Annotated in this window: 10 protein-coding genes; 6 read left to right on the top strand and 4 right to left on the bottom strand. The window is 35.1% G+C overall.

What is annotated here, in order from left to right; translation table 11 throughout:
• Positions 1 to 180 precede the first annotated feature (180 nt).
• The 3 genes from QZ659_RS04315 to QZ659_RS04305 all read left to right on the top strand — a co-directional run bounded on the left by QZ659_RS04315 (position 181) and on the right by QZ659_RS04305 (position 2,750).
• A complete protein-coding gene (locus tag QZ659_RS04315) occupies positions 181 to 1,200 on the top strand; it encodes a rod shape-determining protein (protein WP_291722373.1) in 1,020 nt (339 codons plus the stop codon).
• Between the two features lie 114 nt (positions 1,201 to 1,314).
• On the top strand, positions 1,315 to 2,235 hold the full coding sequence (gene mreC / locus QZ659_RS04310; protein WP_291722370.1) for a rod shape-determining protein MreC: 921 nt from the start codon (positions 1,315 to 1,317) through the stop codon (positions 2,233 to 2,235).
• A 5-nt stretch (positions 2,236 to 2,240) separates the two neighbouring features.
• A complete protein-coding gene (locus QZ659_RS04305; RefSeq protein WP_291722367.1) occupies positions 2,241 to 2,750 on the top strand; it encodes a Rod shape-determining protein MreD in 510 nt (169 codons plus the stop codon).
• 180 nt (positions 2,751 to 2,930) lie between these two features.
• On the opposite strand, the gene QZ659_RS04300 is transcribed toward QZ659_RS04305, so the two are convergent.
• The gene (locus tag QZ659_RS04300; protein ID WP_291722364.1) at positions 2,931 to 4,721 is read right to left on the bottom strand and encodes a M61 family metallopeptidase; all 1,791 of its coding nucleotides are present in this window, start codon (positions 4,719 to 4,721) and stop codon (positions 2,931 to 2,933) included.
• Positions 4,722 to 4,860: 139 nt separating this feature from the next.
• On the opposite strand from QZ659_RS04300, the gene QZ659_RS04295 reads away from it, so the two are divergent.
• The gene (locus tag QZ659_RS04295) at positions 4,861 to 5,244 is read left to right on the top strand and encodes a hypothetical protein (RefSeq protein ID WP_291722360.1); all 384 of its coding nucleotides are present in this window, start codon (positions 4,861 to 4,863) and stop codon (positions 5,242 to 5,244) included.
• Between the two features lie 153 nt (positions 5,245 to 5,397).
• Complete coding sequence (locus QZ659_RS04290) at positions 5,398 to 10,962, top strand: translocation/assembly module TamB domain-containing protein (protein ID WP_291722357.1); 5,565 nt, start codon at positions 5,398 to 5,400, stop codon at positions 10,960 to 10,962.
• A 161-nt stretch (positions 10,963 to 11,123) separates the two neighbouring features.
• On the opposite strand, the gene QZ659_RS04285 is transcribed toward QZ659_RS04290, so the two are convergent.
• From QZ659_RS04285 to QZ659_RS04275, 3 genes are read right to left on the bottom strand one after another with little or no spacing between them, the layout of a single operon-like run.
• A complete protein-coding gene (locus QZ659_RS04285) occupies positions 11,124 to 11,705 on the bottom strand; it encodes a Crp/Fnr family transcriptional regulator (protein ID WP_291722354.1) in 582 nt (193 codons plus the stop codon).
• Between the two features lie 9 nt (positions 11,706 to 11,714).
• Positions 11,715 to 12,500: a hypothetical protein gene (locus QZ659_RS04280; RefSeq protein WP_291722350.1), complete on the bottom strand. Its 786-nt coding sequence runs from the start codon at positions 12,498 to 12,500 to the stop codon at positions 11,715 to 11,717.
• Between the two features lie 47 nt (positions 12,501 to 12,547).
• On the bottom strand, positions 12,548 to 15,103 hold the full coding sequence (locus QZ659_RS04275; RefSeq protein ID WP_291722347.1) for a bifunctional UDP-N-acetylmuramoyl-tripeptide:D-alanyl-D-alanine ligase/alanine racemase: 2,556 nt from the start codon (positions 15,101 to 15,103) through the stop codon (positions 12,548 to 12,550).
• A 184-nt stretch (positions 15,104 to 15,287) separates the two neighbouring features.
• On the opposite strand from QZ659_RS04275, the gene QZ659_RS04270 reads away from it, so the two are divergent.
• Positions 15,288 to 15,791 (top strand): c-type cytochrome, encoded by a 504-nt coding sequence (locus QZ659_RS04270; RefSeq protein ID WP_291722344.1) that lies wholly within the window; start codon positions 15,288 to 15,290, stop codon positions 15,789 to 15,791.
• The last annotated feature ends 26 nt before the right edge of the window (positions 15,792 to 15,817 follow it).

The following is a 15,817-nucleotide window of genomic DNA, read 5'->3' as shown; positions in this document are numbered from 1 at the left end:
TAACATAGTACCAATACAATAGAAAATACAATTTATCTAATAAAATTTTGACTTTACAACTTCCCTTTATCTCATCTGTACTTTCAGTGTGAGATAATTTTAAAAATATTTTCCTTTATTTTATCTAAAATAATTGAATAGATAAAATAAAAGAATCAATCCTGCTATTCACTCTTTTATATGGGTTTCTTCGATATATTTACTAGCGACATCGCTATTGACTTAGGCACAGCCAACACACTAATTATTCATAGAGGAAAAATCGTTGTAGATGAACCTTCTATTATCGCACTTGACAAACGCTCTGGAAAAGTAATGGCTATCGGAAGAAAAGCCCAACAAATGCACGAGAAAACACACGAAGATATTCGTACTATTCGTCCTCTTCGTGATGGTGTAATTGCTGACTTCGACGCTGCTCAACAAATGATAAAAGGACTTATCAAGATGATAGAGCGTGGACGTTTCAACCTTTCCAACCGAATTGTTATCTGTATTCCTTCTGGCATTACGGAAGTAGAAAAACGAGCTGTAAAAGAATCTGCCGAACAAGCAGGGGCAAAACAGGTCTATATGATAAAAGAACCGATTGCAGCAGCCGTTGGTATCGGAATTGATATTGAGCAGCCTATCGGCTCTATGATTGTAGATATAGGAGGAGGAACAACAGAAATTGCTGTTATTGCCCTTTCAGGAATTGTCTGCGACCAGTCTATCCGAACAGCAGGAGATGTTTTTAACAAAGATATTTTGGATTATATGCGTCGTCAGCACAACCTTCTGATTGGTGAGCGTTCGGCAGAACGCATCAAGATTGAAGTAGGTGCAGCAATGTCAGAACTTGAAACTGCTCCAGACGACTATGAAGTACGTGGACGAGATTTGATGACTGGTATTCCAAAAGTAGTAAAAGTATCATATAGCGAAATTGCTTTTGCTCTTGATAAATCTATTTCTAAAATTGAAGAAGCTGTTTTGAAAGCTCTTGAAATTACTCCTCCAGAGCTTGCTGCCGATATTTATGAAAATGGAATCTACCTAACAGGTGGAGGTGCATTGCTTCGTGGTTTGGATAAGCGTCTTTCTCTTAAAACAAAACTTCCTATCCATATTGCAGAAGACCCATTACGTGCCGTAGTGCGTGGGACAGGAATTGCGCTCAATGATGTAAGTAGATTTAAGCCTGTGTTGCTTGACTAATTTTGCTGATTTTAGAATAAAAATCTATTTAGATTATAAATTTATAGGTCAAATGGCTTGCCTTTGACAGTCCAGTTTCGATGTTTTTGAGTTAAATTCTTGTGATTAACAAAATTGAAAGAATTAATTAATTTTCTTTATCGGTTTCGTAATTTCCTACTATTTCTACTGTTGGAGGGTATTTGTTTTTGGCTTATAGTCAATCATAATACCTATCAGAGAATTGTAGTTCTTACCTCTGCTAGTTCAGTAGTTGGGACAGGTTTGGATATGCAAAACTGGGTGGCTACTCGTTGGAATCTGAAAGATGAGAATGAAAGACTGTTGGAAGAGAATGCAAAGCTACATTCACTTTTGGCTTCACAAATACGAAAAAATCAAATAGACGATACAGTAGCCTTTGATGAGACGTATGCTAATCTATCTCAAGCGAAACAGGATAGTTTACAGTTGGCTAAACTTTCAGAGAAGTTTACAAATTTGGATTCTCTTCAGCTTCTATCAGTTTCTAAATATCAACTCATTCCAGCAAAAGTAATAAAGCATTCCTACTTATTAGAACGCAACTTTCTGACTATAAATAAAGGCAGCAAACAGGGCATAGAGAAAGGAATGGGAGTAATTACAGATTCTGGAATTGTAGGAAAAATAGAAGCTGTTTCTAGTAATTATGCCACTGTAAGGAGTATTTTACACATAGATTATCAAGTAGCTTCACAGATAAAGCGCAATGGAATCAATGCAACTACACAGTGGGATGGAAAGGATTATAGAAAATCTAATCTTTTATATACTTCTGCCAAAGATATTAAAGTAGGCGATACTGTGGTTACGAGTGTAGCAAATAATTTTTATCCTAAAGAATTTTTAGTAGGTTATATAGAAAAGGTTGATTTTACCTCTGCAAAAGGAAACTTCAATGAAGTTCGTATAGATTTGGCAACTGACTTTACTCGGCTTTCTTATGTATATGTTATTGAAAACCAGTACACGCCTGAAATTGATTCATTAGAACAAGTTACGCTAGAAAAATAAAACAAATGAACCCAAGCAGTATTACTCATACTATCAGTTTTTTTATTTATTGGTTGCTTCAAGTCTTATTTTTTAGAAATATAGCTCTCTTCGATACAGCATTTTGTTTTGTCTATATCGGTTTTTTGCTCTTACTTCCTCTTGAAACCAGTCTTACTACACTTTTGGTTTTGGGTTTTGGAATGGGACTAGCAGTAGATGTTTTTTACGACACAGCTGGAGTACACGCAGCCACTACAGTAATCATTGCTTTTATTCGCCCTTCTATTATTCAGTTTATACGACCAAGTGGAGGATATGACAATGTAGAAACTCCCACTCTTTCAAAACTGGGTTTTAACTGGTTTGCTACTTATGCAGGTATTATGCTATTTCTTCATCATTCTATTTTATTTCTGATACAAGGAAGTAGTTTTTCCTTATGGCTTTCCAACTTTCTATCTATTATAGCAAGCACTATTTTAAGTTTGTTTGTACTCATTATCGGACAATTACTATTTTATAGAAGCCGTTAAAAAAAACAGAGATGCTTTTTATTATAAGCTATCTCTGTTTTATATAATTACTTAGAGTAATGGACATGAGATAAAAAATTGTTGGTCTCGCTACGCTAAAACACCAACGAATGGCACTTTTTCTCTGTTCTGTGACTCACAGAACAGTAAACATCTATTGATGCCCAGTACTCTAACTAATTACTTCTTCTCCATCCACTTTTTATATACTTTCTGCTGTTTTTTAGAAGGATTGTCTATTTTTTGAATTTCAAATCCTCTTGTATCATCAGCTTCTAATTTGATGGTAAGGTTTTGCAAAAGTCCATCACGAGCAATAACAAGCTCTACCTCATCACCTACATTTTTGTAGTGTAAGATTTCTGAAAGTTCGCCATTTGAGGTTACTCTAAAACCATCTGCTGAAATAACCTCATCGTTTACATTCAACCCTTGCTTGTAAGCTGCTCCATCTCGCTCTGTACTTCTTACTATGAGATTGTTACCACTTTCTATTGTTCTGATGCCAAGAGTTGCCTTAGATTTATTTTCTCCTACCATTAGTTTCAAACCTGCATATCCTAAATAAGTAGCATAATCGGGCATTTGTGTTCCATAGACTACATTTTCAAAAAATGAAGGAAATGGCTTTCCTGCAATTTTTCCAACAGCTGCTTGAAACTCTGCATCTGTAAAACCACGCTTTTGCTTTTTGTAATATTCATTATAGAGATAACGCATCACATCGTCAAGATTTTTCTCTGCATCTGTTGCCTCAATAATCATCAAATCTAGCATAGCAGCATACACACTCCCTTGTCCGTAGTAAGAAACCGTAGTGTTCCCAGAGTTTTCATTCGGACGGTAGGCTTTTATCCACGCATCAAAACTGGCTTCTGTTACAGGTTGTACGTGTCTTCCTTTCTTATTCTCTGTTGCTGAAATATTTCCAGAAAGTGTTTTGAGATAACCTTCCTCACTTACAAAGCCTGCTCTTGTCAAGAGAAGTTCATCATAATACGATGTAAAACCTTCAAAAATCCAAAGTAGGTTAGTATTTTGTTCTTGCGTATAATCATAATTTGTAAGCGCAAACGGACGCAAACGCTTCACATTCCAAAGGTGGAAATATTCGTGTGCTACCAAACCCAAGAATCCTAAATAACCACGCTCTGTTCCATACGACATTCTATCAACTACCAAGCTTGTAGAGTTGAGGTGTTCCAATCCTCCTCCTCCATGTTTGGAGTTATGAACAATAAATTTGTAGTCTTCTGCTGGATTTTCTCCCCAAACTTTTGTCGCTGCCTCCACAACTTTTGCCATATCCTTTGTGATTTGGCCTTTATTGTAGTTGCCCTGTCCGTACATCACAACAGAATGTTTTACGCCAGCAGCTTCAAAGGTCAAGATTTCTTGATTGCCAATTTCGATAGGCGAATCTGCCAAAATATCGTAGTTTGGAACTTCAAATGTGTTTTCTTTTCCATCTTTATTTTTTAAAGAAGTAGAAATAGTTTTCCAATAGCTTGGTTTTTCAATTTCTAAAGTGGCTGTTTCATTTTTCATTCCATCTACATACATAAAAATACTGGTCGGAATAAGAGCAGCGTGTGAAGCATCGATAAAACTGGTTCGGACAGAATGTTCAAAACCATATACATCGTACATTAGCTTTACACTAGACTTGCCTTTTGTCTCTACTCTCCAAACGTTTTTTGAAGTTTTCGTAATGGAAGCATCAGAAGTTACGCTCTCAACACCTTTAGCAAATTCACGAATCAAGTACGACCCTGGAGCCCAAACTGGCATCACAAAATCAAGGCTTTCCTTGTCTTTTGGAATATCGTTTACTTCTATTTCCACTTTTGCGTAGTGGGTTTGAGGCGCAGGAAAAGAAATTTTATAGTGTATTGTTTGAGCAAAGCCAGAAAGCGAAATGCTCAAAAATAACAGAATTGAAAAAATAGTTTTGGTATTTTGAAATAACATATGTATTGGGTTAGTTTTTTGAAAATAATATAACCAGTAGGCAAGTTAAGAGTTTTTTTCCTTCTAATCATTTTACAATCTATATCAAAAATAAGACTTTGCTCGTTTAATAAATTTTTGAATAGGAATTTTATTGAGGATGAGATTAGACATTATGAAATTTAGTCTTACTGTATTCACTATCGGAACTATAATGTGTGTATTAGGCGTATTTTTAATTTATTTTTTAACAACAGAATTTTTAGAACAACAGGAAATAAGAGAGGAAGGTATAGAAGTAGAAGTCGTACTGCTTGGATATAGACATGATAGAAAATCTATCCCTCAAATTGAATACAAAGGAAAAGTGTATGATTGGAATGGAGGTTTTGGTAAGAAAGGATATACTTATTTTGTTGTTTATAGCGAGAAAAAAGATAAATTTCTCAGCGATTATAGCAAATGGAGATATTTATCTACTCTGTGGGGTGTTTTATTTATAGGCATAGGGATTTACCTCATTATTAAATGGGCATTTATTTAATGAATGAAAATAGATAGTATTTCTAAATCTTAAAATAAAAACAAATCCCTTCAATTCTAAGTTATGCACATTACGACGCAAAGTATTTTTACATAGAGTAAAATACTATTTTTTTACGTCCATTTTTTAGCTTACTTTTCTAGTGCAATTTATATGAATTTCCTTCAAAACATAAAAAATAAATTTTCTAATAAAAAAACTGCTAATCAGTCAGATAAATCTTCAAAACCTCAATCCAAAACAAAACGAGTTTTTAAAAAGATAACTAAGATTTTGATGTGGATTGTAGGTTCTGTTTTGGGACTTGTTCTGCTGATTTTTGTCTTACTTTTCTTGCCTCCAGTTCAAAATTTTCTAACAAACAAAGCAGAAGATTTTTTAAGTAAAAAACTCACTACAAAAGTAGAAATAAACAAAATCCGTCTTAGTCTTCCTCTTGGTGTAACTATCAATGGACTTTATATTGAAGACCTCCAAAAAGATACTTTGCTTTATGCAGGACATTTTAATGCTGACCTCAATCCGTTTGCTCTTCTCAAAAAAACAGTTCAGATTACAGAAATAGAGTTGGAAGATGTTTATGCCAATATTTGGATAGATAAGGATAGCGTTTCGAATATTGATTTTTTAGATAAAGCCTTTGCACCTACTGACTCAGCAAAAATGTCAGAAGACCAAACCACTACACAGCTTGAAGCAAATGATACTACTTCTGGCGCAGGTTTTATTATTTCACTGGGTGGAATAGATTTTAAAAATATTAATGCAAAGTTTGATGACCGTTATAGTGGAAACGATATTGTAGGAAAAATTGGACAGATAAAAGTAGATGTAGATGATTTTGATTTGAATAATTTGTCTTTCACAGTCAAAGATGTTTTGCTAAAAGACACTGATTTGCGCTACATCCAAACCCATTTACCTCCTCCTACTCCAGAGAAACCAGACACAACAAGTTCTGAAATTGGTTTTCAGATTGATATGAATGAAATTAATTTGGAGAATATCACAGCATTTTATCAGAGTAATGTAACAGGACAGCAAGTAGATGGAAAGGTGGGAAGTCTTCTTATCAAAGCCAAACAAACTAACTTGGGAACACAAAAAATAGTTATTCAAGATGTGGAACTAAATAAAACATATCTTTCTTATAAACAAGGCATTGTAGCAACCGCCCTAGATTCTGCTATCGAAAAATCTGCTGAAAATGTAGCGAAAGAAGCACAAGAGGTAGCTGGAACAAAGGAAGATGAAGGCAAACCGTGGGTTATCGAAGTGAAAAATGTGGTGTTAGCAGATAATGAAATTATCTTTACCAATGAGAATGCGGAAAAACTAGACTACGGATTTGATGCCAACCACATTCATTTTAAAGATATTGCTCTAGAAGCAGAAAACTTTAAATTTTATCCAGACAATATTGCAGCAGACTTAAAAACTATCCAAGCTACAGACCACGATAATCAGTTTGCGCTCAAAGATTTTGATGGAAATATTCATTTAGATTCGAATGGTATTTCGGTTACAGACTTAAAAATTCAGACTACACGAAGCAAAATAGGACAAAAAGTAAAACTAGATGCCTCACTTGAAAACCTTGCTCAGGACTGGCAAAATGCAGACTTAGAAATCAATTTGGACGGAACAGAAATTGCTCTTGCCGATGTATTTTATTTTGTTCCAGACTTGGCAAAGCAAGTCAATTTACCTAGAGAAACCACCGAAAAAATCAAAATTTCTGGACAAGCAACAGGAAAAGCCAACAATGCTACACTCAAAGATTTTCAAATCAAAGGGTTAATTAATACACATCTTTTAGTCAATGGAAATATCAAAGGGCTTCCAGAAATAGAAAATATTTATGCTGATATAAAAATCAACAAACTGACTTCTTCACGTCAAGATTTGAATAAACTTGTACCTCGTGGAACTTTGCCAGCAGGTTTTAATTTTCCACAACGTATTTCTATGAATGCCTCTGCGAAGGGTTCTATGGAAGATATGTTTGTAGAACTTTTGGCAAATCTGGACAATACAAAAATCAATTTGGGTGGAACAGTCAAAAATCCGACTGACCCAGAAAAAATGTATTTGAATATTTCTACCAAGGAATTTTTGGTGTATTTGAATGATGTCAAAAATTGGATTCCAGATACGCTTTTACCTTCAAATCTGACGTTACCTCCAAAAATCGATGGAAATATCGTCTTTACAGGGTATCTAAACGACTTCAAAACTGATACAAAGCTAAAGACTACTTTAGGAAATGTAGGTGCAGAAGGAACGTTAAAAAATCTGATAGCTGAAAATGCTATTCCAAGTTATAATATTACGGCAACCGTAGAAAATGCACAGCTAGGAACAATCTTGCAAGACACCACACTTGGTATCGCAGATTTAAAAATTTCGGCGAATGGTAGTGGTTTTGAGCCAGAAATTATGAAAGCCACCATTGATGGTAATGTCAATAAGTTTGAGTTTCAAGACTATGTCTATAAAGACCTAAAAATTGATGGCAAAGTGGATGGTTTGGCTTATAATGGCAAACTCAATATGCAAGACAAAAATCTAACCTTCGATTTTGTTGGAAATGTAGTTTGGGATACACTAAAGCCAAAGTTTGTTGTCGATTTAGACTTGAAAAAAGCAGATTTACAGGCTTTAAATTTCTATGAAGAACCTCTAACAGTTAGTCTAAACTTGGATGCTGATATTACAGGAATGAGTTTAGATAATGTCAGAGGAAATGCAAATCTTCGAAGAGTAATTATTGGCACAAAAAAAAGAACTTTTAGAATAGATACAGCTGCTTTTGTTTCGGTTTCACAGAAAGGAGAAACGAATATTAACTTACAATCCGACCTTATTTCTGCTCATATTGAGGGTAATTTAGATGTTTCTACATTTGTGGCGACCGTCAAAAATCATGTCAATACCTACATAGAAATTGACCCCGTTCAGCCCAACAAAGAAATTGGAACACAACAAATGGATTTTGATATAAAAATTCATAAGTCAGAACTCTTGACAGCTTTAGTACCTAGTCTGACTAAGTTTGAACCTGCTTCTTTAGATGGAAAATATCGTAGTGATACTAAAAAATTCGAACTCAATGGTAATTTTCCAAAAATTGTCTATGGTGGAATTGTACTGGACTCCTTAAAAATAAATGTGGATTCGGATAAAGAAGCCTTAAACTATAGAATTGGCGTAGCAGAGGTGGTCAGTGGTACGTATCAGTTTGAACATCCTCTTATTTCTGGACAAGCAGCCAATAATAAAGCGGATTTGAATATCAAACTTACAGATACAGAAGGAAAGGAACAATTTAGAATTGCAACACGATTAGAACGTCCAGACACAACAAAATTTATTGTTTCGCTTGCTCCAACACAGATTTTGAATTATGAAGACTGGACAGCAAGGAAAGGCAATCAAATTATTTTACCAAGTGATGATAGTGTAAACCTTAGTATAAAAGAATTTATGCTTACTCACGACAACCAAACTATAAGTGCAAGAACGACGGATAATGATAAGAATTTGGCAGCTCGCTTTACCAATTTCGAACTCTCTACCATTACAGAAATGGCTGCGCCCAATGATACCACACAACTCGCAGCAGGAAGGCTAAATGGAAAAGTAGATTTACAAAATTTCCAAACTGAAATGCAGTTTTTGGCAGATTTGAAAATTGAAGATTTGACAGTGCTCAATAGCAAGTTAGGAGATTTAAAAATTGATGCAGAAAATAGCACGGCAAAAGACCGTTATGATGTAAATGTAAACCTAACAGGAGAAAATCGTTTTGAGCTTACAGGCTATTACAATGCTAGAGAAGATGCAGGCGATGCACTTAATATGAACTTGGATATTCAGAGGCTTTACCTGCCCTCTTTAGAAAATCTCACTATGGGAAATCTTGAAGATACAAAGGGAACAATTACAGGGAATTTTACTGTGAAAGGAACAACTCAAAATCCAAAAATCTTAGGAAATTTAGACTTCAATCAGGCTTCATTTTTCCTAACGGCTTCTGGAACGTACCTTCAATTAGAAAATGAAACCATAAAGTTTGATAATAGAGGACTGGCTTTCAATAACTTCAAATTGCAGGATAAACGAAACAATAATTTACTCATCAATGGTAGAATAAACATGCCTACGCTGACAGATTTTAATTTGGCATTGAATGTAAAGAGTAAGGAGTTTTTATTTGTCGATAGTGAAAAATCGGAAGACCCAAAAGAAGACCAAATGTTTTTTGGAAAAGCCTTAGCTGGAATCAATGTAGATGTAACAGGAACAGCTACTAGTCCGACAGTTACAGCAAATGTAAATGTTTTGGAGGGAACAGATTTGACTTATTTGCTGCCAGAGAGTGAGGTTGCTACAATTGATAAGGAAGGTATTGTAGAGTTTGTCGATAGAAGTTTTTATGGAGATTCTTTGGTTTCTGTTGCTCCAAACGATACCGACACCACACAGTATGCAACTGATATGGATATTCGTGCTGTTATCAAAATAAATCCATTGGCAAAAGTAAATGTAGAAATTGACCCTTCGAACCGTTTGGAAGTGAGTGGAGGTGGAGATATTAATTTTAACCTTAATCCTAGTGGAGAAATGTCTCTGACAGGGCGTTACGAAATTACCAATGGAATCTATAAACTCAATTTCTTCAACTTTGCTAAAAAAGATTTTCAAATTCAAAAAGGAAGTTCTATTACATTTTATGGCGACATAATGGACATGAGAGCTGATATTACAGCGATTCATGTTGTGGAAGCTGCTTCGTATGAGCTTATGGCAAATCAAATGGGTGGAGCATCTGAATCTGAACTCAATAAATACAAACAAAAATTACCTTTTGAAGTCGTCTTGAATATGAATGGTGAGATTATGAATCCAACCATTGATTTTGATATTGATATTGCCGATGCAGAGCGTGGTGCAATGGGAGGAACAATAAATACTCGCCTACAACTCTTAAACAAACAAGAATCCGAACTCAACAAACAAGTTTTTGCCTTGCTTATTTTGGGTGGTTTTATTTCCGAAAATCCACTAGACAGAGCCACAGGAGAAATGGGTTTTGCTGAAGCTACGGCAAGAAATACAGTAAGTGGACTTCTGACCGACCAGCTCAACAAACTAGCAGATAAAAATCTTTCTGGAGTAGATTTGTCTTTTGACCTAAATTCGTATGAAGACTATTCGACAGGCGAATCACAGAGCAGAACTCAACTAGGCATCAATCTTTCAAAATCTTTTATGGATGATAGACTTACTTTCCAAGTCGGAACAAATGTAGATTTGGAGGGAGAGGCAGCAAAGCAACAACAACAGCAAGGACTTAGTAGCATTGCTGGCGATGTTATTATTTCGTATCTAATTACAGAAGACGGACGCTATAAAGTTCAGATTTTTAGAGAAAATAGCTATGCTGGTGTGATTGATGGACAAATTATCCAAACAGGTGCATCGCTTATTTTTGTAAGAGAGTATGACGAGTTTAGTGAACTTTTCAAAAAAGATAAAGAAGCCGAACGCATCAAACAAGAAATCAAAGAACAAGAAAAACAGCGTAAAGAAGAAGAAAAACGCAAGAAGGAAGAAGAGGAGAAAAGACAGGAAGAAGAGGAGAAAAGACAGGAAGAAGAAGAAAAAGTAACGACATCACTAAATTTGATTCAAAGCAAAGATGAGGAGTATTGATACTTAGAGTACTGGACATGAGTTTGTCAAGACACTTTGAAAGTGTCAGACAATTATAAAATTTAACTGTCTTGACACCTTTGAGGTGTCCGACAGAACAAAAAAATATTACATGTCTAGTACTCTAATTGATACTATCTTATAAGAGCTAAATCTTTGCTCTATGGTTGCATTTCCTTTTTGATTTTGCTCAAAAACTCTGCACTCATTCCCAAATACGAAGCTAGTGCATATTGTGGAACTCGTTCTACAATCGTAGGATACATTTTATTAAATTCACGATAACGCTCGGCTGCCGTTTTGCCTAAATTGGATAAAATTCGCTGTTGTGCAAAGGCAAATGATTTTTGTGCAACAATTCTAAAAAACTTTTCAAAAACAGGGTGCGTATTGCAGAGATTTTCTACCTCGTTGTACTCTATTTGGTCAATGATAGAATCTTGTAAGGCTTCAACATACAGAGAGGCTGGTTTTTGATAAATATAACTCGTGAAATCACTAATAAACCAGTCTTCGATAGCAAATTGTAGTGTGTGTTCTGTGCCTTGGTCAGTCAGAAAGTAGGAGCGAAACGTTCCCTTCTCAATATAGGTTTGATGTGTGCAGACAAAGTTTGGCTGAACTATAAACTGTCTTTTCTTTACTCTACTTCGCTTAATGATGCTAACAAATGCTTCTTCATCTTGAGAAGACAAATCAACATAGCGTTTGATATTTTTTAGGATGTTTTGGTGGGAGTTCATTTTTATTTTTTAATCAATAGCATACCAAATAGAATCCATATCAGATTCTTCAACATGCATAGTATCATAGCTTGTTCTTACAGGCTCTCCATTCTTGATAGCAAATTTTTCTGTTGTTCTAGTACCAATTATATCAGTAGATGCAGTCCAGTAACGCACCAAAGTAAGAGAATCATCTTGCCACTTATAAAAGTTTTTATCGTGAGGACCAAAAACGCCTCCATCACCAAAAGTTATTATTTCTTTTTTCTTAGGATTGATGTATAAGGAATCTGTACCTTGCAAGTATGCAGTAGTTTGAAAATCAGAGGTCAGAATCAAATCATAACGAAAGACAATCCTACTTGAAGCATGATAATGTGATTTTATAACAAGGTCATTTATACTATCAAAATTAACATCCTCCAAATATATGGATTGAACATACATCATTTCATCATAATCGACTTGGTTTACGACCTCATACTTTTGATTTACTTTGCAAGCTATATACAAATACGGTTCTTTAGAGCCGTTCACTCTATGAAAAAAGGTAAAGAAAGAAGGAAATCTATCTTTTTTAGAGAAAAAATCTACTGTTGTCCAACCGAAATGTAGAGTGGTGTCTTTTTGAGGTTCTTTTTTGTCAAAGAAACTGAATATAGAATCCTTAAAATAATCATTGATAGAATCTAATTGAGGGTTAGTATAATCCAAAGGATTAATTTCTTTTTCTTTTCTCTCGCTAAGTTGGTGATTAGACTGACTACAACTAAAAAGTAGAGAGGCTAACACTAGAAATACATATTTTTTCATTTATGAATTTGACTGATTACTGGCAACTGTTTACTGCTAACTGATTCCTAGTCTGCATAAAAAATACGCTTCACACGCTCACTTACATTAGTTAGAATCTCATACGGAATTGTGCCAATAGTTTCAGCAAGGTCAGAAACGGTAGGATATTCTCCAAAAATAATTACTTCATCGCCTTCTTTTGCATCTTCAATGTCAGTAACATCAATCATACACATATCCATACAAATATTTCCTATGGTTGGGGCAAGTTCGCCGTGCAAGTAAACTTTCCCTACACCATTTCCAAAACGCCTGTCATAGCCATCAGCATAACCAATGGCAATCGTCGCAATTTTGGAAGGACGCTCTACTTTTCCCTTTCTTGAATAGCCCACACTTTCCTCTGGATTAATTTCCTTTATCTGTGAAATAGTAGCTTTCAGCGCACTTATAGGTAGTAAATGATGTTGTGAAGTACTAGAAGCATCTACGCCATAAAGTCCCAAACCTAATCGCACCATCTCAAAATGAGCTTCTTTAAAACGAATAATTCCAGCCGAATTGACAGCGTGGCGAAGGAAAGAATACCCCAACTGATTTTCTAGTTCGGCTGCCCACTCTTCAAATTCTTGAATTTGTTGGCGAGAAAAATCGTCCATCGCTTCGTCGTCTGCTGCTGCAAGATGCGTAAAGACGCTCGCCACTTCTAAAGATTCTCCTACAGATTCTACCAAACTTATTAGGGTAGGCAAGTCACTTGTAGAAAAACCCAAACGATTCATTCCAGTATCTAATTTCAAATGAATTTTGAACACGTCTTTTACATCTGCTCCAAAATCGGCAAGGTTGAGTTCATACGTTTTCTGTTTGGCATATTCTACATATCTTTTTAGCGTTTCGACGCTATAAATTTCAGGTTCAAGATTATGCACAAACATTTTTTCAAAGTTATCTACGGCTGGATTCATTACCATAATCGGCGTTCGGATGCCTTCATTTCTAAGAGCAATACCTTCATCTACATACGCCACAGCTAAATAATCTACTCTGTGGTATTGCAAAAGGTGAGCAATTTCGAAATTTGTTCCACTTCCATAGCCAAATGCTTTTACCATTGCCATAACTCTTGTTCTAGGAGAAATAAGTGAACGGAAATAATCTAAATTATGTGCTAAATTATTAAGGTTGATTTCTAGCTTTGTTCCATGTACTTTAAGTTCTAGAGCTTCTACAATTTTTTCAAATTCAAAACGCCTTGCGCCTTTTATCAAAATAGCTTCATTTCCAAAACGAACATCTCCATCAGCAAAATCACTCAAAAAATCTTCTGTAGTCGCAAAAAATTCTGTATCAATGAGCATTTCTGTATCTGGAAGAACCATTTTTTTGATATTTTCTCCAATCGCAATCACTCTTTCTACTCCTTTTTTTGCAAAGAGTTGAAATATTCTCTCATACAAACCTTCTTGGTTTTCCTCTGGCATATCCGACAAAATAACTGTTCTTTTAGGCTTGTTGCTCTGCTGTAAAAGAAAATCTAAGGCTACATTTAGTCCTGCAAAATCGTTGTTATATGTATCATCTATAAGACTACAATTAAAAAGTCCTTGTTTAAGTTCAAGGCGCATTTCTACGGCTTTGAGCTTATTGATTCGCTCCTGTATTTCTTTTTCCTTATATTCAAAGAGTAGCATCGTTACGATACAGTGCAGACAGTTTTCTACGTGTGCAGGATTGGAAAAAGGAAGATAAAAATTGAGTTTTTGGTCGGTATGTGGGTCATACAGTCCTACATTTACACCTCCTACATTAGGGTCAAGATAGCGCATATCGACAGCCGAAGGATAGATGGCTACGTCTTGTGTTGTCCAACCAAAAAAATGAGGGTCGCCTTCTCTTTCCTTTAAATCTAAAATTGCCGTATTGACAGCAGAATAAATATCTCTTGATATCAAAAACTTGCAGTTTTCGAAGAGCTTGGCTTTTTCCTGTGCTTTTTGTAATCTACTTTCAAAACCTTCGTCGTGTGCGCTACCCAAATTTGTAAAAATACCGATGTTGGGTTGAATTATTTTTTCTAAATGCTCCATTTCGTTGGGCTGCGAAATACCAGCTTCAAAAATAGCAAGAGTGTGTTCTTCCGAAAGTTCCCATACAGAAAGTGGAACACCAATTTGAGAGTTATAACTCTTCGGACTTTTGATAATCTGAAAACTATCTGCCAAAAGCTGTGAGAGCCATTCTTTAATAATCGTTTTTCCATTACTACCTGTAATTCCGATAACAGGAAGTTTAAATTGGCTTCTATGGTGAGCTGCTAGAGCTTGTAAAGTTCGAATACTACTATCTACAAGTAAAAATTTTGCTCCATTGGCTTCCTCTTCATTTTGGAAGCCTCTTAGTGCTGCCTCTTCGTCTTCAATTACAAAATAGCGAACACCTTTGTCATAGAGTTTTTTGATAAAACTATGTCCGTCTTGGCGTTTTCCTTTGATGGCAAAAAATACTGTATCGTGAGCAATACCGAGCTTACGACTATCCGTGAGGAGTTGTTTGTAACGAAATTCTCTGTAATAATCTCTAATGTAGGCAACACGAGTAACGAGCGATGAACTAGGCATGGAAAAATGAACAATTAAAAATGAATAGTACAGACGATTTTCAACCTGTTTTGATTTGGAAGGAAAAGATACGAAAATTTGAATATCTACTGAATAAAGAATTGATAGGAAAGCAAAGTTTTGTGCAAATTATTAGGTAAATTGTATAAATTCTATTTTAATAGACTTTTTAAACTTCAAAAAAATGAATAATAGTACAAGTCTTTATATTTTTATTATTACGATTGGAACTATAATTATTCTTTCCTTGAGTAAAATATTTTTTGATGAAAAAATGTGGATTGAAAAAGAGGAAGAAGTAAAAGGGTGGTATTGTGGTACAGTTCCAACAGGAATAGATGGAGAAATATTAGTATTTGACTCTCTAAATATTCAACAAGAAGAAATTGTGAAAATCGGAAAAGAACTCTTCGAAGGAAACTGCGCTCAATGTCATGCGCTGAACAAAAAAGTTGTAGGTTCTGCACTTGCAGGAGTTTCAGAGCGTTGGGAGAGTGAAGAGCAACTGATAGAGTTTATTAAATATCCAGAACAAATCATCAACAAAAATAAGTATGCCCAAGAAATGTATGAAGAATATGGACAGTTTATGCCTAATCACGATTTTTTTGATGATGAACAGCTTAAATCTATTTTATTTTACATCAAGTATCGCTCTGGGGAAAAGGTGTATGTTGAATTGAACTAAACAGTACGATTTATCTGTGATTATTT

This window comes from Bernardetia sp. (genome assembly GCF_020630935.1).
In the GTDB taxonomy this organism is placed as follows: domain Bacteria; phylum Bacteroidota; class Bacteroidia; order Cytophagales; family Bernardetiaceae; genus Bernardetia.
This window is presented reverse-complemented; position numbering and strand designations above follow the sequence as displayed.

What these genes read in the sequence shown, in the direction of transcription:
- QZ659_RS04315 (WP_291722373.1), top strand. Translation starts at nt 181, where the DNA reads ATGGGTTTCTTCGATATATTTACTAGCGACATCGCTATTGACTTAGGC.
- QZ659_RS04285 (WP_291722354.1), bottom strand. Translation starts at nt 11,705, where the DNA reads ATGAACTCCCACCAAAACATCCTAAAAAATATCAAACGCTATGTTGAT.
- QZ659_RS04300 (WP_291722364.1), bottom strand. Translation starts at nt 4,721, where the DNA reads ATGTTATTTCAAAATACCAAAACTATTTTTTCAATTCTGTTATTTTTG.
- QZ659_RS04290 (WP_291722357.1), top strand. Translation starts at nt 5,398, where the DNA reads ATGAATTTCCTTCAAAACATAAAAAATAAATTTTCTAATAAAAAAACT.
- QZ659_RS04305 (WP_291722367.1), top strand. Translation starts at nt 2,241, where the DNA reads ATGAACCCAAGCAGTATTACTCATACTATCAGTTTTTTTATTTATTGG.
- QZ659_RS04270 (WP_291722344.1), top strand. Translation starts at nt 15,288, where the DNA reads ATGAATAATAGTACAAGTCTTTATATTTTTATTATTACGATTGGAACT.
- QZ659_RS04280 (WP_291722350.1), bottom strand. Translation starts at nt 12,500, where the DNA reads ATGAAAAAATATGTATTTCTAGTGTTAGCCTCTCTACTTTTTAGTTGT.
- QZ659_RS04275 (WP_291722347.1), bottom strand. Translation starts at nt 15,103, where the DNA reads ATGCCTAGTTCATCGCTCGTTACTCGTGTTGCCTACATTAGAGATTAT.
- QZ659_RS04295 (WP_291722360.1), top strand. Translation starts at nt 4,861, where the DNA reads ATGAGATTAGACATTATGAAATTTAGTCTTACTGTATTCACTATCGGA.